Origin of the sequence: Pseudomonas rhizozeae, from assembly GCF_031583775.1 — a bacterium.
Taxonomy (GTDB): domain Bacteria; phylum Pseudomonadota; class Gammaproteobacteria; order Pseudomonadales; family Pseudomonadaceae; genus Aquipseudomonas.
The window spans coordinates 45,038-62,277 of record NZ_JAVLSB010000029.1; the positions used below are offsets into that span (position 1 = coordinate 45,038).

Here is a 17,240-nt window from a genome sequence, read left to right on the forward strand (position 1 = left end):
TTTTGATGTCAGAAAATTCAATCGGGAGAACCTTCCTGCCGGCTCCGATGATTCCTCCTACATAGAAATTTCCGTCATCCCCGTAAGGTTCCAGACCTGTCCGATGAAGCGTCGGGCAGCACCACGAACGTCGGCGCCCTCGGGGCGCCTTGTTTTTGATCAGTAGTCTGGAACCGCTATGAAACCTATTTTTGTAAAGCGCAGTGCGTTGACTGCCTGCACGTCGTCGATGTTGCTGGTATCGACCCTGCTGGTCACGCAAAACGTTGCCGCCCACGGTTATCTGGAAGTCCCGCCTTCCCGGGCACTGGCTTGCCAGAAAGGCTTGAATATCAACTGCGGTGGTGCGCAGCACGAACCGCAAAGCGTCGGCGAAACCTTCAAGGGTTTCCCCAACGGAATCGGCGGTGCGCCGTTGCAGGGGCCGGTCGACGGCAAGATTGCCAGCGGTGGCCACTCGCTGTTCTCGGCCATGGACGCTCAATCTGCGACCCGTTGGCACCTGACGGAAATCAAGGATCGCAACATCGATTTCCAGTGGCGCTACACCGCCGCGCACCCGGCCACCAAGCACGAATACTTCATCACCCGTAACGGCTGGAATCCGAACGAAGGGCTCAAGCGCGCGTCCTTCGACAGCACGCCGTTCTGCGTCGTCGACGGTGGCAACCAGCCTCCGGTTTCCGGGGCGAAACACAGCTGCACTCTGCCTGACGACAAAACTGGCCAACACGTGATCCTGGCGATCTGGACCGTGGGCGACACCGACGCCGCGTTCTACAACGCCACTGACGTCAACATCCTGGCCGAAGCCTCGTTGCCCGGTGGCTGGTCGTCGGTCGGCAGCATCGCCCCGGCGGCGCAATTGCTGGTGGGCGACAAGGTCAAAGCGCGGGCGTTTTCCGCCACCGGCGAGCATCCGGAGTACAGCGTCGAAATCAGCATCGACAGCGCCGAGCAAGGCCTGCCGAACAACTGGTCGTTCAAACTGGCGGAGCAGATCAACGCGGCGCACACCACCGTCCGTGCTGGCGTGCGTGATGACAACGGCAACATCCAGCCGGTCAAAGGCACCAACAGCCTGTATGCCCAAAAAGAAAGCGGCGTGACCCGTTATGAAGTGCAATTGATCATGCAGGAAGACACCGCCGCACGCCTGTCGGTGGCCGCGCTGCAAGACGAATATGTGCTGGACAAAGGCCTGGCCAAAGTCGACTTCAGTGTGATGTCCAATCGCAAGATGAACATCGAAGCGACCCTGTTCGATGAGCACAACAAACTGGTCGGCTCGACCACCGCTGAAGTGGATTCGGGCACCCGTGGCCTGGCAATCGATGTGCGCAGTAATCCCGGCGCGCACACCCTGACGCTGGTCGGCACCACCCTTGATGGGCGCACCACGCGCCAGGACACCCAGACCGTGACGTTCAGCGGCGAAGGCGTGGGCATCGACTACGACTACGTGTTCCCGCAAGGCCTGAAAGATTACACGGCCGGCACCAAGGTGCTGCAACCCAAGACCAATGAAGTCTTCGAGTGCAAGCCGTTCCCGGCGGCGGGTTATTGCCAGCAGTACACCGTGACTGCCACCCAGTTTGAGCCCGGTGTCGGCACTCACTCGCACATGGCGTGGGAAAAGCTGTAACGCCCTCCGTAAATCTGCGGACGGTCCTTGGAGCGTCCGCAGCCTGCTGCACTTTTTGATGGTCGAGTTGAAAATGAAGGTTTCGGGTTATTCCGGGCAGCGTGTCCTACTGCACTGGTTATCGGCCGCGGTCATTCTCTGGACCCTGGTGACCGGTTTTTATGTGGCCAGCGTCGACGTTACCGCCCGCGTTGCGAACTGGGTGTCGTTCGTCAACGTCTCGCTGACCACGCTGTTCATTCCGTTTTTTGTCTGGCGGCTGGCGCTGTTTGTCGTGCATACCCGCAGCGCCAGGGTCAGGGCCTTGCCATCGGCGGAGCTTTTCGCCTGGGGCGCTCATGCGCTGATTTATGCCTCCGTCAGCGTTGTGCTGCTGAGCGGCGTGCTGATGATGGACCGCCCGATCAATGTGTTCGGCGCGTTCCGGATTCCGCAGCTGCTGCACGACCCCGCACTGATCGAGCAGTTTTTCACCCTGCATATCTGGGCCTGTGTGGTGTTGCTGTGGCTGGTGATCGGGCACATCGGCGCGGTGATCGTGCACGAGTGGTGCGGCCACCGGATTCTGCGGCGAATGGCCTGGCGTCCACGCGGCACGCGGGCCTTCAACCCATGCGAGTGACGCTGTTTTCGTGGGTGTGCCTGCTGGGTCTGCCGATGGTATTCGGGGTGTTCCTGGCCTGGCAGGAGTGGCGGTTTCGCGAACGCCTGGCTTCACCGCTGCCAGTCACAGCGCCCTCGGCCCCACCGCAAGCGCGCGATCCGCTGGTCACCGGCGCCGTTGCCACGGTCTTCGGCCTGAGCACGCCAAACGCGTTGCAACCCAGCGCCGAGCCATTGAGTTTGCAGGCAAGCTTCGTGGTGGCCGGCGGTGGCTCCAAAGCGCTACTGGGGGATGCCCAGGGCGCGCGTTTTTATCAGGTCGGTGAGCGTTTGCCTGGTGGCAGCGTGTTGCGTCGTGTCGAGGCCCATCAAGTGGTGCTGTGGAATAACGGCCGTGAAGAATGGCTGAAGTTGCTACCGTCCGCGCCGCCGGTATTGCGTCGAGTCGAGCCGTCCAACAGCCCGTCACCAGAGGTTTCTACCGCGCGTTTTTTTCGTCCGCTTGGCGGGCAGTCAGAGTAATGAATGTGATGAACAATCTGGTGGTCGCGCAGGCCGCGCGCGTCATGCAGCTGTGCCTGGGCATCTTGGTCTTGATGCTGCCCGGCGTGCTGCAGGCCGAGCAGGAAAAGTGGCAAGTATCGATGAACAACGCCGAACTGCGGGACGTTGTTGAAGAGATGTCGGCGATGCTCGGCACCACCGTGGTCCTCGACCCGCGCGTGTCGGGACGGGTGACAGTGACGTCCCGCCAGGCCCTTGATCGCGAGGGCGTTCGGCGCCTGTTTTACTCGGTGCTCGACGCCCACAATTTCACGGTGATCGACGAAGGCGACCGCATCCTCATCACCCCGGTGACCGAGGCCAAAACCCGGGCCGGGCAGGGCACGCCAAGCACGGCCGCGCAGTTCACCACTCGTGTGATCGAACTCAACACCAGCAACGCCACGGACCTGGCCGGGCTGCTGCGGCCGTTGGTTTCGGCCAATGGCTACGTCGGGCCTTCGGTATCGGCCAATGCGCTGGTGATCACCGACAGCGCCGGCAATGTGCAGCGCATCGCGCAAGTCGTGCAATCCCTCGATTCCGGGCAAGGCAGCCAGTCGTCGGTGCTGCAATTGAGCCACGCCCAGGCCACTGACGTCGCGCCAGTGATTGAGGCGGCGCTGGGCAAGCGCGCAGCCGAAGCCAGCGTGCAAGTGCTGGCGGATGCCCGAACCAATCGGCTGATCTTTATCGGCACGGCGGCGGTGCGCCAGCGCTTGCACGACTTGGCACGCGCCCTCGACGTGCCGTCGGCGGCCAGCCTCGACAACGCCCGGGTGATTCGCCTGCGCCACAGCGATGCCCGGCAATTGGCCGAGGTGCTGGAGACCATGGGCCAGGGTCGGCAAGCCCCGCCAGTCCAAGGCGCACGCAAGGATAGCGCGCCGGTCAGCACCTTCCTGCTCAAGGCCGACGAAAGCCAGAACGCCTTGGTGCTGATCGCCGAGCCAGGGCAGATCCGCACCATCGAAAATATTGTGCGGCAGCTGGATCAGCCGCGGGCGCAGGTGCTGATCCATGCCGCCATCGTCGAAATTTCCGGCGACATGGCCGAAGCGGTGGGCGTGCAGTGGGGCGTCAGCAGCGGCGACGCCAAGGGCTTTATCAATTTCCCTGGCACCGATATTCCCATCGCGGGAGGCCTGACTTTCGACGAGAAAAAATCCGCGCCGGAAGGTGCATTACTCAAACTCGGCACTGACCGGTTCGGTGCCTTGATTTCCGCGCTGGCGAGCAATACCCGCAGCAACCTGCTGTCCACGCCGAGCCTGCTGACCCTCGATAATCAGCAAGCGGAAATCATCGTCGGCCAGAACGTGCCGTTCAAAACCGGTTCCTACGCTACCAACAGCAACGGCGCGGACAACCCGTTCACCACGGTCGAACGAAAAGATGTCGGCATCAGCCTGAAGATCAAGCCGTACATCAACGAAGGCTCGACCCTGCGCCTCGAAGTCGAGCAGGAAGTGTCGGACATCGCACCGTCCGTTTCGGGTATCGACTCCTCGGACTTGATCACCAACAAGCGCGCGTTGAAGAGCACCATCCTCGCCGACGATGGCGAGATCATCGTGATCGGCGGGCTGATCCGCGACAGCGTGCGCACGCAGAAAAGCGGCGTGCCGCTGCTGCGTGACATTCCCTACCTCGGCGCGCTGTTTCGCTGGAACCGTGACACCCAAACCAAAAGCAACCTGATGGTGTTCCTGCGCCCGACCATCGTCCGCAGCCGTGCTGACCTGGCCGAGGTCAGCCAGCAGCGGTACGACGCGTTGCGTGATCTGAGCCAGCCTGGCGCCGGGGAAAACAACTCTCTGCGGCTGCCGGAAACGCCCCGGCAGTTGTTCGATCAGCCAGCGCCAGCGGTCCGCCCGTGATGCCATTGAACGAGCCGCTGCCCTTCGGCTTCGCCCGGCGCTTCGGTGTGTTGCTGGAGCGCGAAGGCGAACGCGTGAGCCTGGCCGTGCGCGCCGATGCGCCACTCAGTGCACTGTCCGAAGCCCGGCGCTTGTGCAGCGCTGATCTGCCGATTCAGGTACTGGAGCGCGATGCCTTCGCCGAGCTATTGGCAGCAACGTATCGCGAAGGCCAGAGCGCGGCGCAACAGGTTGCCCAAGGCCTCGACGAAGAACTGGACCTGCTGAGCCTGGTGGAGCAAGTGCCGCAAACCGCTGACCTGCTGGAGCAGCAGGGCGATGCGCCGATCATCCGTTTGATCAATGCGTTGCTTAGCGAAGCGGTGCGCGAGCGGGCCTCGGATGTGCACCTGGAAACCTTCGAGCACTACCTGTCGGTGCGCCTGCGCGTCGATGGACAACTGCGGGAAATCTTTCGCCCACGCCGCGAATTGGCGGCGTTGCTGGTGTCGCGAATCAAGGTTATGGCGCGCCTGGACATCGCCGAAAAACGTGTGCCGCAGGATGGCCGCATGGCCCTGCGCCTGGCCGGGCATGAAGTGGATGTGCGGGTCTCGACCTTGCCTTCGGCCCATGGCGAACGGGTGGTGTTGCGCCTGCTCGACAAACAGGCCGGGCGCTTGCAACTCGAGCGCCTCGGCATGCCCCGCGACACCCTGGAAACCTTGCGTCGGCTGCTCGCCAAACCCCACGGGATTGTGCTGGTGACCGGGCCCACCGGCTCAGGCAAAACCACCAGCCTGTACGCGGCACTGAGCAGCCTCAACGACCAGACGCGCAACATCCTCACGGTGGAAGATCCGATCGAATATCACCTGCCGGGAATCGGCCAGATGCCGGTCAACCCGAAGGTCGACATGACCTTCGCGCGCGGCTTGCGAGCAATCCTGCGGCAGGACCCGGACGTGGTGATGGTCGGCGAAATCCGTGATCGCGAAACGGCGGAAATTGCCGTGCAAGCCTCGCTCACCGGGCACTTGGTGTTGTCGACCCTGCACACCAACAGCGCAGTCGGCGCGGTCACGCGGCTGGTGGACATGGGCGTCGACGCCTACCTGCTGGCGTCCTCCCTGGTGGGCATCCTCGCGCAGCGTCTGTTGCGCACCTTGTGCAACGACTGCAAGGCGCCGTATCGCGCTGACGCCGCTACCTGCCAGCGCTTGGGCTTGCCGTTGCAAGCCCCGCCGACGCTGCATCGCGCGGTGGGTTGTGAGCGGTGCCAGCAAGGCTATCGCGGCCGCGTTGGGATCTACGAACTGATCAGCGTCACCCCCGCAATCTCGGCACTGATTCATCAGGGCGCCAGCGAGCAGGCCTTGGCCGAACTGGCGCGCCAGGCTTCGCGCAGTTTGTTTCAGGACGGCCGCCAACGGCTGCTGGTCGGGGTCACCAGCCTCGACGAACTGTTGCGCGTCACTCAGGAGGACTGACCCATGCCGACCTTCGACTACCGCGCCGACGATGCGCTGGGCCAGCGCTGCAAAGGCCGACTGGACGCCGACAGCTCGCGACACGCCCGGCAACTGTTGCGCGAACGCGGCTTGTGGCCCCGGCAGGTGCGTGAATCCTCCGGTTTCAGCCTGGCCGGCCTGCCGTCAGGAAGCAGGCGCTTGAGTGCGGCGGAATTAGCCCTGTTGACCCTGCAGTTATCGACCCTGGTGCAGGCCGGTCTGCCATTGGAAGAAGCGTTGCACGCGGTGGCCCGGCAAAGTGCGCGGCGGCGCGTGACGACCCTGTTGTCGGCGGTGCGCGACCGGGTCATGGAAGGCCACGCCCTGGCGTCGGCGTTGGGGCTGTTTCCCACAGCGTTCCCGGAATTGTTCCGCGCCACGGTCGCCGCCGGGGAGCGCTCCGGTCATCTCGGACATGTGCTGGAACAGCTGGCGCTGTACACCCAAGCGCGCCAGGCCGCACGGCAGAAAATTCAGATGGCGCTGGTGTATCCGTCGATCCTGATGCTGGCCAGCGTGGCGATTGTCGGCTTTCTGCTCGGCTACGTGGTGCCCGACGTGGTGCAGATTTTCCTCGACAGCGGCCAGTCACTGCCGTGGCTGACCCAGGCACTGATTGCCGTCAGCGGCGGCGTGCGCCATTACGGCCTATTCGCGCTGAGCGTGTTGGTGCTGCTCGTCGGGGTGTGGCGCTGGAGCGTGCGCCAACCGCTGTGGCGGCTGCGCTGGGATCGTCTGGCGCTGCGCATTCCGTTGCTCGGCGAATTGTTGCGGGCCATGGAAGCTGCGCGTTTCGCCAGCACCCTGGCGATTCTCGGGCAAAGCGCGGTGCCGCTGGTGGATGCTCTGGAAATCGCTGCTGCGGTGATCGGCAACCGCAGCATTCGCGGGCGCATGAGCGAGGTTGCGCGCTCGGTGCGCGAAGGCGGCACGCTGACCCGTGGCCTGGAACTGAGCGGCGATATCCCGCCCATGATGCTGCACATGATCGCCAGCGGTGAGCGCGCCGGCGAACTCGATCGCCTGCTCGCCCGTGCCGCCGAACAACAGGAAAGCAGCCTCGCCGCGCGCATCGCCCTGGTCGTCAGCCTGTTCGAACCCGCCATGCTGGTGCTGATGGGCGGCGTCGTGCTGCTGATCGTGCTGGCCATCCTCCTGCCGATTCTCAGCCTCAACCAATTGGTGAATTGATCCATGACCTTGTCCTGCAAAACCGTACCGACTATCCGCCGTGCCCAGCGCGGTTTTACCCTGATCGAGATCATGGTGGTGGTGGTCATCATTGGCATTCTCGGCGCTATCGTGGTGCCGCAGTTCATGAGTCGCCCCGACCAGGCCAAAGCCACCGCCGCTCGCACCGATGTCCAGGCCATCGCCACGGCGCTGGAAATGTACCGCCTCGACAACGCCCATTACCCCTCGACGCAGCAAGGCCTGCAAGCCTTGAGCAAACGTCCGTCCGGCCTGCCGGCGGCACGCAACTGGAACCCGCAGGGCTACCTCAAAAGCCTGCCGATTGACCCGTGGGGCACGCCATATCAATACCGTTACCCCGGCGTGCAAGCGGCGGACGGAGGCTTCGATCTGTATTCCCTCGGCGCCGATGGCGTCAGTGGCGGCGATGGCCACGCGGCGGATATCGGCAATTGGGAGCATTGATCCATGCGCCGTGCCTGTCGGGGTTTCACTTTGCTTGAGCTGATGATCGTGGTCGCGTTGATCGGCGTGTTGCTGGGCATGGTCAGCTTCGCAACGGGGCCGAATCCGGCGCGCCAGGCGCGGCAGCAGGCCGACGCTATCGTGAGGTTGATTGAGCAGTTGCGAGACCGCGCGGTGCTCGACGGCCAGGAGTTCGGCCTGCGCCTGAGCCGCGAAGGCTACCGGGCGTTGCGTCTCGATGCGCAGGGCTGGCGGCCGCTGTCGGTGCTCGAACCCTGGGCCGAGGAAGTGCACCCGCAATTGCAGCTGGACGGGTATCCCGTGCAGCTCGGTGCCGACCAGGGACCGGCGCAATTGCTGATGCTCAGCAGCGATGAAATCAGTGCCTTCAACCTGACCTTGGCCAGCGAGGAACGGTATTGGCTGAGCCTGGGAAGTGATGGGCTGGGCGAGGTTCGGATCGATGAGTAGTCGAGCGCTGGCCGCGAGTATGCGCGGATTCACCTTGCTGGAAATCATGCTGGCGCTGGCGATTTTCGCCACCCTTGCCGCCGCCGTGCTAACGGCCAGTCGTTATGTGCTGACCCAGAGCGTCGCGGTCGAACAGCGCTTGTTCGCCGCGTGGCTGGTGGATAACCGCTTGAACGAATTGCACCTGAAAACCGGCCTGCCCCTGGGTCAGAACCAGCAAGTGGTGCGAATGGATGGCCGCGACTGGTGGCTGCGGCAACGGGTCGCGGCCACCGGCGATTCGCGTTGGCTGGAAGTGGCGATCGACGTCAGCCTCGACGTCCGTGAGCAGCCGTTTTATCGCGGCCGTGGCTGGATGCTCCGACCATGAGCCCACAGCGCGGTTTTACCCTGCTGGAACTGGTGATCGCCCTGGCGATTTTTGCCGTCCTCGGCCTCGCCACCTGGCGGCTGTTCGATGGCGTGCTGCGGGTGCAACACGGCAGCGCCAGCCACGAGCGTGATTTCAGAAGCCTGCAACGCGCAATGGCGGTGATTGAGCGCGACGTGCTGCACATCACCGAACCACCGCTGCTGACGCCTGCGCAATTGCACCTGCAACGCGGCAACTGGCGCAACCCGCGGGACCAGCCGCGTAGCGAGCGCCAGGCGCTGACGTATCGGCTCGAGCAGGGCGTGCTGTGGCGCGACAGCCGCGCCGAGGGCTCGCGCGCGGTGCAGCGACAACTGCTGCTGGAGCATGTTCATGACCTGCGCTGGCGGCTGTATGACCGCGAGTCCGGCTGGCGCAGCGAGTGGCCGTCCGGGTCAGCCGCCAGCCCGCCGCTGGCGCTGGAAGTGCAACTGTCGGCGGGGCGATTTCAATCGATTCGTCGCGTGTTGCTGTTGCCCGGCGCAGCGCCATGAAGGGCCAGCAACGCGGCCTGGCGCTGATCAGTGTGTTGTTGGTGATGAGTTTGTTGCTGCTGATCACCGGCTCTCTGCTGCGCAATCATCGGTTGTTGCTGCAAGGCAGCGGCCAGCACTTGCAACAGTTGCAGCTGAGCCAGGTAAGCCGGGCGGCGGAGAGCGCAGCACTGTTGCGGTTGCAGGACGCCTTGCAGGCGCAGGCACCGGCCATTGACCTCTCGCAAAACTGGGACCCGGGCGTGATGGGCGATAAGGCGCAGATCGAAGTCAGCGTCGAGGATTTGGCCGGTCGCTTCAATCTCAATGCGTTGCTGCTGCCGGGGCAGATCGATCAGGTCACGCTCGCACGCTGGTCGCGCCTGCTGACGTCGCTCGACCTGCCCCATCGGCCACTGGCGCAGGTCGGCGCCTTGCGCGAGCTGAGTCAGGTGCGGCTGTTGCCGGGCATCGACGGCCACTGGCTGCGACAACTGGAGCCGTGGGTCGCGCTGTTGCCGGTCGACGCCGCGCTGAATATCAACACCGCGCCAGCGCGGTTATTGCGCACCCTGGAAGGTGTCGATGAAGGCCTCGCGAAGGCGCTGATTCAGCACCGGATGACTTCACCCTGGCCCAGCGCCCAGGCCTTCACCGCCGACCCGTTGCTCTCCGGGACCGGGCAGAGCAGCCATGGCTTGGGCGTGCGCAGCCGTTGGTACCGCATCACTGTCCATGTGGCGCTCGGGCCGAGTCGACAGCGCCTCGCCACTGACGTCGAACACGATCCCAAGACCGGGCAACTGCGCATTCTGCAACGCCGTTTATTGCCACTGACTGCTAACGAGATAACACCATGACTACTTGGCTCTACCTGGCCGCCGAAGGCTTGGCCGATCCCTCGGCGGACTGGCCCAGTTACCTGTGGTCTGCCTTGGGAGAGCGGCAACAACTGCCGCTGAAACACGCCGCACACGTGCTCGGCGGCCGCGCGGTTAGCCTGCTGCTGCCCATGGAATTGTGCAGCTGGTTGCGCAGCAAGCCCTGGCGGGGCAAGCGTCGTCCCACCGCCCAGGCACTCGCGTTCGCGGTCGAGGATCAGCTTGGCGCGCCGCTGGAAAGCGTGCACCTGAGTATCGGCGCGCCCGATGACGACGGTCGTTATCCGTTGCTGGTGATCGACCGCCAACGCTTTGCCGACGTGCTGGCGTTGTTGGCGGAACTGGGTATCGAGGTGCGCTCAGTGTATGTCGACGCCGATTGGTTGCCGTGTGACCAACCATTGGCCATCTGGTGGGCGGGTCGCTGGATACTCGGCGGCGCATTACCGGCACGGTTGGCGTTGAGGGACGAAGGGCTGGAGACGATCAAACCGCTGCTGCCCGACAATCTGCAGTGGATCGACGAGCGTGAAAACCCGCTGGCCGTCGATCAATGGCTTAGCACTCCAATGCCCACCGCCATCGACCTCAGGCACGGCGAGTTCGCCGCCCGCGCTAATCGGTTGCCGTGGCGTCATGCCGGTTACGGGCTGCTGATGCTGGCGCTGTTGGTCTGGGGCGCGAGTGCCGCGCGCATCGCTTTTATCGACCGCGAAGCCGACCGCCTCAATTCGGCCAACCAGCAACGGTTCCAGGCGCTGTATCCGCAGCACAGCGGCATCGTCGACCTGACGCAGCTTAAAGCCCTGCACAACCCGACGGCGCCAACACAGAGCACCCGCATCGGCGACTTGGTCAGCCTGGTTCAGCACGTAGTCGGTGCCAGCCAGGTTGAGGTGCAGCGCATCGAGTGGCGCGAGGATCACGGTTGGACTCTGCAACTGCGGGTCGACAGCTTCGCCGAGCTTGAACAACTGCGCGAACGTGGGCGGCAGCAGGGTGTGCCGATGACGCTCGACAACGCCAGCAAGGATGGCAACCAAGTCCAGGCAATCCTCACCGTGGAGACCAGCGCATGACCTATTCGAACGTGATTGAACGCTGGCAACGACTGTCGATTCGCGAGCAACGACTCGTCACGATCCTCGGGCTGTTTGTGTTGGCCATCGCAGCCTACAGCCTGATCTGGCAACCGACTCGCCTGCGTCTCGAAAGCGCCGAACGCGGTTACCACCAGCAACGCCACTTCGAGGCGCAACTGCAAACGGCCCCGCCTCCCACCCGCCCCGTCAACCGTGACCAACCGCTATCGCTACGCCTCAGCGAAAGCGCAAACGCGTCCGGCCTCGACGTGCAACACATGGAGACCGACAACGGGCAAATCCGCCTGACCCTCAGCGGCAATGCCAACACCCTGCTGCAATGGCTCGACCGCCTCGAACGCGACGGCCTCACCTTGGACAATCTGACCCTGGAACGCCGCGAGGCGGCGCTGGAGGCGCGGGTGGTGGTCAGGTAGTTGCGCTGCACGGCTCACTGCGCGAGGAGTTGTTCCGCGTACCGGGCAATCACATAATCGAAAGCATCATGCTCGCCGCTTTCTGGATATCGGTGCCGCTGAATGATCTCCTTCCTTTTCAGCAGGGCCTGGGCTCTTGAATATTCGGGCAAATCAGGCGCGCGCTTTTGCAGTGCTTGGAGCTGCACCTTGGCTTTTTCGAGGTCGTTGTCTTCGAGTGTAGAAAAAAGCTCTGACAGCAATTGCTCAATTTCAGGTTCGCGCTGTGCCACGTCCATGACTTCCTCCAACACACTGCTGGAGTCGAGGCCATAGGTCACGCGGGGATGGGACGCATCGCCGTTGCTCAGCACGATGACTTCTTCCGGTTGGAGGCTACCGATGATTTGCGGCGAGTGGCTAGCGGCGATGAACTGGATTTTTGGGAAAGCGCTTCTTAGCACTGAGACAATGTGTCGTTGCCAGGCTGGATGAAGATGTATATCAAGTTCGTCTATGATCACCACGCCGGTAGTAAGCTTAAGTACTTTATTCCCCATGTGTGGATTTAATAGACATATTCGGCGTGCGATATCCGCGATGAGGGCGATCATTCCCCGCTGCCCGTCGCTCAGATCGTTGAATAGAAGTGATTTAGCCTCGAAATTTACTACTAAGTTTCTTAATTCCAGATCGTACTCAATACCTTCTGAATTGGGTAATGCTATTTTTAATGTGGAATTTACCCAATGTAATTCATCATCAAAATTTTCTCTCGGGCCCGATCGCGACATCCTTTGAAGTCGTTCGAGAGTTTTTCCGATCACCCAGTTCTCAAATTCCTTTAGGTTGGCTGCCGCGTCGAACCAATTTGTGTACGCGTCAAATCTTGAGGATTGTTGCGTAACAGCAGATTCCGCGGAAGTACCGCTTGATAGCCATCTACGATTCGCTTTATAAACAGCAATCAAAGGTAGATCCAATGTGTCGCCAGAATCTATAAGTTGAAGCTCTTTCGAAATTTTTAAGTTGATATCGACATCAAAATTTGCCGAGTTGCCATTTCGGTCTTTGCTAACGACCCAACTGTTGAAACCAAACGCAGTGCCGGTTGCGGTGACAGTCAGAGGATAAATCCTTTCAAACCGCAATCTGTCTTCAAATTTTCGAATTTCAGATCGTACGTCTTCATCTGGCACGATCGGCGCTGGCTTTCCTAAAGAATTAACAAAATTTCGAAAGCTTAGGCTAACCGCCTGCAACAACGAAGTCTTGCCACTTCCATTGATCCCCACCACCAGGTTAAACCCCGGCTGAAAGTCAAAAGTGGCGTTTTCGTAGCAACGAAAATTCTGAATCTGGAGACGGTCCAGGCGCATTCTGGCTTCCCTTTACCAAGACTGACGATGCCGTCAGTGTACCTTGGCTCGCGATTACCGCTAGGGCGCAGTGGCTAAACCTGCGCCGAGCCACGCAACGGCGGCAACTTCGCCAATCGCAACGCCACCAGCAGTGCAATCACCAACAAGCTGCCGATGAACAGGCCGATGCCGTTCCAGCCGCCCAGGTGCCAGAACACGCCGCCGGCGGTGCCGGCGATGCTGGAGCCGGCGTAGTAGCTGAACAGGTAAAGCGACGAGGCCTGGCCCTTGGCTTTGAGGGCGCGGCGGCCGATCCAACTGCTGGCCACCGAGTGCGCGCCGAAGAAGCCGAAAGTAAAGATCAGCATGCCGATGATCACCACCGGCAGCGGCGTGACCATGGTCAGCGCCAGGCCCGCGAGCATCAGTACGATGGTCGCCCAGAGCACCTTGCGGCGGCCAAGTTTGTCGGCCAGGGCGCCGATTTTCGCCGAGCTGTAGATCCCCGACAGGTACACCACCGACAGCAACCCGACGAATGCCTGGTCCAGCAAGTACGGCGCGGCCAGCAGGCGATAGCCGATGTAGTTGAACATCGTCACGAACGCGCCCATCAGCACGAAAGCTTCGAGGAACAACAGCGGCAGACCGGCGTCGCGAAAGTGCATGGTGAAGCCGTCCAGCAGGCTGCGCGGGTGCAGCGAGCGGGCGCGGAAGTTGCGTGATTCGGGGAGGATTTTCCAAAACACCGCCGCAGCGATCAGCGCCAAGCCACCGATCACCAACATCGCTGTGTGCCAGTTCACGAAGTCGATCAGCACGCCGACGATCAGCCGTCCGCTCATGCCGCCGATGGCGTTGCCGCCGATGTACAAACCCATGGCCAGGCCGATGTGTTGTGGATGGATCTCTTCGCTCAAGTAAGTCATGGCGACTGCCGCCAGGCCGCTCAGCGACAGCCCGACCAGCGCGCGCATCACCAGCACCCCTTGCCAGCTCGGCATCATCGCACTGGCGATGGTGCACAACGCCGCAGCGAACAGCGCCGCAACCATCACCGGTTTACGCCCGATACGATCGGAGATCGGCCCGGTAATCAAAAGGCCAATGGCAAGCATGCCGGTGGCCACCGAAAGGATCAGGCTGCTCTGTGCCGCGTTGATCGAAAACTCCTGGGAAAACAACGGCATCATCGGTTGCACGCAATACAGCAGCGCGAACGTGGCAAAACCGCCGCAGAACAGCGCCAGTACCGTGCGCATGAACGCCGGGGTGCCTTTCTCGATGTAGATCTCTTTCAATTCGGCCACCGCGTCGTCCAGCGCGGCGGGCGGAACTTCATGGGCGAGTGGCGCAGCAGCAGATTTCACTTCAGACCTCGGAAAGAGTGTGGCCGGTCGGGCAATGAAAAAAGCATATAGCTGGCTAATGATTCAATCCAATATATTATTCGACCTGTTTGATAGGTTTGACGACTCAATGAGGTTTTCATGGAATTACGCCACCTGCGCTACTTCATCGCCGTTGCCGAAGAACTGCATTTCGGCCGCGCCGCACAGGTGTTGGGCATCTCCCAGCCGCCGCTGAGCCAGCAGATTCAGGCGCTGGAGCAAGAGGTCGGCGCGCGGCTGTTCGAGCGCACCAATCGTCGGGTTGAACTCAGCGAGGCCGGCCGATTATTCCTCGAGGAAGCGCGGCTGGTGCTGGCGCAGGTCGATAAAGCGGCGGATGTCGCCCGGCGTGCACAACTCGGAGAATTGGGCGAGCTGAAAATCGGCTTCACTTCTTCGGCGCCGTTCAACTCGACCATCCCCCAGGCCATCTTCGCTTTTCGCCAGCGCTTCCCGGCCGTGCACCTCAACTTGCGGGAAATGAGCAGCACGCAAGTCGCTGACGCCTTGGTCGATCAGTCAATCGAAGTCGGCATCATGCGGCCGCTCGGTTTACCCGATTCGCTCAGCGTGGTGGAACTGATGCGCGAGCCGCTGGTGGCGGTGCTCAGCTCGAAACATCCACTGGCCGGCGGCAGCGAAGAGGGCCTGTTCCTCTCGGCATTGGCCTTGGAACCGTTCGTGTTCTTCCCGCGCAGCTATGGCAGCGGCCTCTACGCGCAACTGCTCAGCCTGTCTCGCGACGCCGGCTTCAGCCCGCACTTCGCCCAGGAGGCCGGCGAAGCCATGACCATCATCGGCCTGGTCGCCGCCGGCCTCGGCGTCTCGGTGTTGCCTGCGTCGTACCAGCGGATGCGCATCGACGGCGTAGTCTACCGCCCACTGCTCGACCCGGCGGCGGTGTCGGCCGTGTGGCTGGTGCAGCGCAAGGATCAAGGGTCGCCGATGGCCAGGGCGTTTGTGGAGTTGTTGACGCGCAAAATCGTTGCGTGAACCAGCGGTAAAAAAACAGTGCTGGCATCTGGCGTTTTCCTGATGGCGGCCGACAACCTGTCGCTGGAATCAATTTTTATGGAGAGACAGGATGTTCAAGCAGTTCACCCTCACCGCTTTGCTCGCAGTGACCGCCCTGACCGCAGGCTGCGCGTCGGTAGACATGGCCAGTGACACCCAGGATGCACAGGCCAAAACCTTCCAGGTCAGCCCAGATAAGGCGCACATCTACGTGTACCGCAACGAGTCCATGGGCGCCGGGGTAAAAATGCCGGTCGCGCTTAACGGCAAACCGGTTGGCGCCACCGTCGCCAAATCGTACCTGATGCTGTCCGTCCCGGCGGGCGAGCAGACATTGGTGTCCTCGGCCGAAAACGATTCGGAACTGAAACTCTCCGCGCAAGCCGGCAAAAACTACTTCGTTTGGCAGGAAGTGAAAATGGGCTTCATCAAAGCCCGCAACAGCCTGCAAGTGGTTGACGACCAAACCGGTCGTGCTGGCGTGGCCGAGAGCAAACTGATTCAGGCTCAGTAAGCGCCCCGTTGGCCCCTGCGTTCGGCGCGGGGGCCACTTCAGTCATTGCACTCGCACCAAATCCCCCCGCAACGCCACCCGCGCCACAAACACCCCGGCCCGACACTCGTAAGTATTCAAATCCTTGCGCACATGCTGGTCGTAATAACTGGTGATATTCGTCACCGCATTCGCGCCCACACGCTTGGCCCTGGCTTGCAGTTCGATCAGCACCGACTGCAGCACCCATTCACAGGCATCGTTATCGCTTTTGTTGGACGCGTTGGTGCCCAAGTCACTGACCACGTGCGGCTGGATCAATCGCTGCGTGCCACCTGCCTGATTCCCCACCAGATAAAACTTCACACTGCCATCCAGCCGCCCTGCGCGAATCGCGTCCGACACGACTTTTTCAAATGGCATGTACATGAGATTGGTCGCTTGACTGGTGCCAGGCAGCAGACTGAACAGAAGAGCGGCGAGCAGGGCTTTGATGGGCATGGTGTCTCCTTGACGGGAATGAGGGCCGATGAGCGCTACCCCACGCTTGCAGTTCACGCAGACTTCACGGAGCAGGCCGCACGGAGGAGTGTAGATGCTGATTTGAAGGCCCTGTGACTACGAGAGCAAGTAGCCACTGGTTGTCTGAGACGTGCTTTCAGGCAATACCGCACCCGTTCCCGCAAGGGGCTTGTGAGACTCTGAGGATCCTGGGCAACCAGCCATCGCCGAGCCAGGCAGGTGAGGGCGATGACAAGCCGACCTGTTTGTGAAAGGGCGCCGAATGGCGCCCTTTGTCGTTTTCGGGATTCTGAAATGCTGTGGCATTGGTTTACCGCTGATGCATTACAGCCCGCACTATCAAGTTGTGAACTGCGACTCCCCGGTCAGTCTTCGCACCAACTCAACGCCTTGCGGCCAACTCCCATAGCCTGTCTGCCCATTGATGTGCCCTGCTTTCTGCAGCCAGACCAGTTCACTGCCCCACGCCTTCGCGAACGCTTCGGCCCGCGCCGGGGTGACGTATGGATCGTCGTTGCTCGCGACCACGATGGAGGGAAAGGGCAGACGTTCGGTGGACATCGGGGTGAAGCCTTGGGTGCCTGGAGGGTAGCTTGCGGCTTCGGTGTCGCTCGGCGCCACTAGCAAGGCGCCGCGGACTTGTCGCGAGTTCGAATAGTGCTGTGCCCATCGTGTGATCAGGGTGCACGCCAGGCTATGGGCGACCAATACGACCTCGGATTCATCTGCGGCAATGACGTCATTCAGACGCTCAACCCAATCCGCCGCGATGGGCGTTTCCCAATCCTGCTGTTCCACTCGGAGCAGTCCGGAGAACTGCCGCTCCCAGTGGGACTGCCAATGGGTTTCACCGGAGTTGTACAGGCCCGGCAAGATCAACACTCTGACGGTCATCATCCTTCTC

19 protein-coding genes are annotated in these 17,240 nt (G+C 61.8%); 15 read left to right on the forward strand and 4 right to left on the reverse strand.

What is annotated here, in order from left to right; translation table 11 throughout:
* The first annotated feature begins 178 nt into the window (after nucleotides 1–178).
* From gbpA to gspM, 13 genes are all read left to right on the forward strand, one after another.
* Nucleotides 179–1,645 carry an N-acetylglucosamine-binding protein GbpA gene (gbpA, locus tag RG836_RS09145; protein ID WP_310844882.1) on the forward strand — a complete coding sequence of 489 codons (1,467 nt, stop codon included), beginning with the start codon at nucleotides 179–181 and terminating at the stop codon, nucleotides 1,643–1,645.
* Between the two features lie 73 nt (nucleotides 1,646–1,718).
* Nucleotides 1,719–2,267 (forward strand): cytochrome b, encoded by a 549-nt coding sequence (locus RG836_RS09150; RefSeq protein WP_310844883.1) that lies wholly within the window; start codon nucleotides 1,719–1,721, stop codon nucleotides 2,265–2,267.
* Nucleotides 2,258–2,770 (forward strand): type II secretion system protein N, encoded by a 513-nt coding sequence (locus RG836_RS09155; RefSeq protein ID WP_310844884.1) that lies wholly within the window; start codon nucleotides 2,258–2,260, stop codon nucleotides 2,768–2,770. The genes RG836_RS09150 and RG836_RS09155 overlap by 10 nt, the downstream gene beginning before the upstream one ends.
* 8 nt (nucleotides 2,771–2,778) lie before the next feature.
* Complete coding sequence (gene gspD, locus RG836_RS09160) at nucleotides 2,779–4,671, forward strand: type II secretion system secretin GspD (protein ID WP_310844950.1); 1,893 nt, start codon at nucleotides 2,779–2,781, stop codon at nucleotides 4,669–4,671.
* Nucleotides 4,671–6,140, forward strand: coding sequence for a type II secretion system ATPase GspE (gspE, locus tag RG836_RS09165; RefSeq protein ID WP_310844951.1), 1,470 nt, complete (start codon nucleotides 4,671–4,673; stop codon nucleotides 6,138–6,140). Before gspD ends, gspE begins: the two co-directional genes overlap by 1 nt.
* A 3-nt stretch (nucleotides 6,141–6,143) precedes the next feature.
* A complete protein-coding gene (gene gspF, locus RG836_RS09170; protein WP_310844886.1) occupies nucleotides 6,144–7,352 on the forward strand; it encodes a type II secretion system inner membrane protein GspF in 1,209 nt (402 codons plus the stop codon).
* 3 nt (nucleotides 7,353–7,355) lie between these two features.
* Nucleotides 7,356–7,820, forward strand: coding sequence for a type II secretion system major pseudopilin GspG (gene gspG, locus RG836_RS09175; RefSeq protein WP_310844888.1), 465 nt, complete (start codon nucleotides 7,356–7,358; stop codon nucleotides 7,818–7,820).
* A 3-nt stretch (nucleotides 7,821–7,823) separates the two neighbouring features.
* Nucleotides 7,824–8,291, forward strand: a complete 468-nt coding sequence (gspH, locus tag RG836_RS09180) for a type II secretion system minor pseudopilin GspH (RefSeq protein WP_310844889.1) — start codon at nucleotides 7,824–7,826, stop codon at nucleotides 8,289–8,291.
* Nucleotides 8,284–8,661 (forward strand): type II secretion system minor pseudopilin GspI, encoded by a 378-nt coding sequence (gene gspI, locus RG836_RS09185; protein ID WP_310844890.1) that lies wholly within the window; start codon nucleotides 8,284–8,286, stop codon nucleotides 8,659–8,661. Before gspH ends, gspI begins: the two co-directional genes overlap by 8 nt.
* Nucleotides 8,658–9,197 (forward strand): type II secretion system protein GspJ, encoded by a 540-nt coding sequence (locus RG836_RS09190; RefSeq protein WP_310844892.1) that lies wholly within the window; start codon nucleotides 8,658–8,660, stop codon nucleotides 9,195–9,197. The genes gspI and RG836_RS09190 overlap by 4 nt, the downstream gene beginning before the upstream one ends.
* Nucleotides 9,194–10,036 (forward strand): type II secretion system protein GspK, encoded by an 843-nt coding sequence (locus RG836_RS09195; protein WP_310844893.1) that lies wholly within the window; start codon nucleotides 9,194–9,196, stop codon nucleotides 10,034–10,036. The genes RG836_RS09190 and RG836_RS09195 overlap by 4 nt, the downstream gene beginning before the upstream one ends.
* Entirely contained in the window at nucleotides 10,033–11,136 is a 1,104-nt protein-coding gene (gene gspL, locus RG836_RS09200; protein WP_310844895.1) for a type II secretion system protein GspL, read from the forward strand. Before RG836_RS09195 ends, gspL begins: the two co-directional genes overlap by 4 nt.
* Nucleotides 11,133–11,576, forward strand: a complete 444-nt coding sequence (gspM, locus tag RG836_RS09205) for a type II secretion system protein GspM (RefSeq protein WP_310844896.1) — start codon at nucleotides 11,133–11,135, stop codon at nucleotides 11,574–11,576. Before gspL ends, gspM begins: the two co-directional genes overlap by 4 nt.
* Before the next feature lie 14 nt (nucleotides 11,577–11,590).
* Here the strand turns inward: gspM and RG836_RS09210 are convergent, their stop codons facing one another.
* Both RG836_RS09210 and RG836_RS09215 read right to left on the reverse strand, forming a co-directional pair.
* Nucleotides 11,591–12,934 carry an AAA family ATPase gene (locus RG836_RS09210; RefSeq protein ID WP_310844898.1) on the reverse strand — a complete coding sequence of 448 codons (1,344 nt, stop codon included), beginning with the start codon at nucleotides 12,932–12,934 and terminating at the stop codon, nucleotides 11,591–11,593.
* 74 nt (nucleotides 12,935–13,008) lie between these two features.
* Nucleotides 13,009–14,238, reverse strand: coding sequence for an MFS transporter (locus RG836_RS09215; RefSeq protein WP_409078063.1), 1,230 nt, complete (start codon nucleotides 14,236–14,238; stop codon nucleotides 13,009–13,011).
* Nucleotides 14,239–14,406: 168 nt separating this feature from the next.
* Between RG836_RS09215 and RG836_RS09220 the strand changes: the two genes are divergently transcribed.
* Entirely contained in the window at nucleotides 14,407–15,300 is an 894-nt protein-coding gene (locus tag RG836_RS09220; RefSeq protein WP_310844900.1) for a LysR family transcriptional regulator, read from the forward strand.
* Between the two features lie 91 nt (nucleotides 15,301–15,391).
* Complete coding sequence (locus RG836_RS09225) at nucleotides 15,392–15,835, forward strand: DUF2846 domain-containing protein (protein WP_310844901.1); 444 nt, start codon at nucleotides 15,392–15,394, stop codon at nucleotides 15,833–15,835.
* A gap of 42 nt (nucleotides 15,836–15,877) precedes the next feature.
* Here RG836_RS09225 and RG836_RS09230 read toward each other — a convergent pair whose 3' ends face one another.
* Complete coding sequence (locus tag RG836_RS09230; RefSeq protein ID WP_310844902.1) at nucleotides 15,878–16,315, reverse strand: excinuclease; 438 nt, start codon at nucleotides 16,313–16,315, stop codon at nucleotides 15,878–15,880.
* Between the two features lie 360 nt (nucleotides 16,316–16,675).
* Nucleotides 16,676–17,230 carry an RBBP9/YdeN family alpha/beta hydrolase gene (locus RG836_RS09235; RefSeq protein ID WP_310844903.1) on the reverse strand — a complete coding sequence of 185 codons (555 nt, stop codon included), beginning with the start codon at nucleotides 17,228–17,230 and terminating at the stop codon, nucleotides 16,676–16,678.
* Nucleotides 17,231–17,240 lie beyond the last annotated feature (10 nt).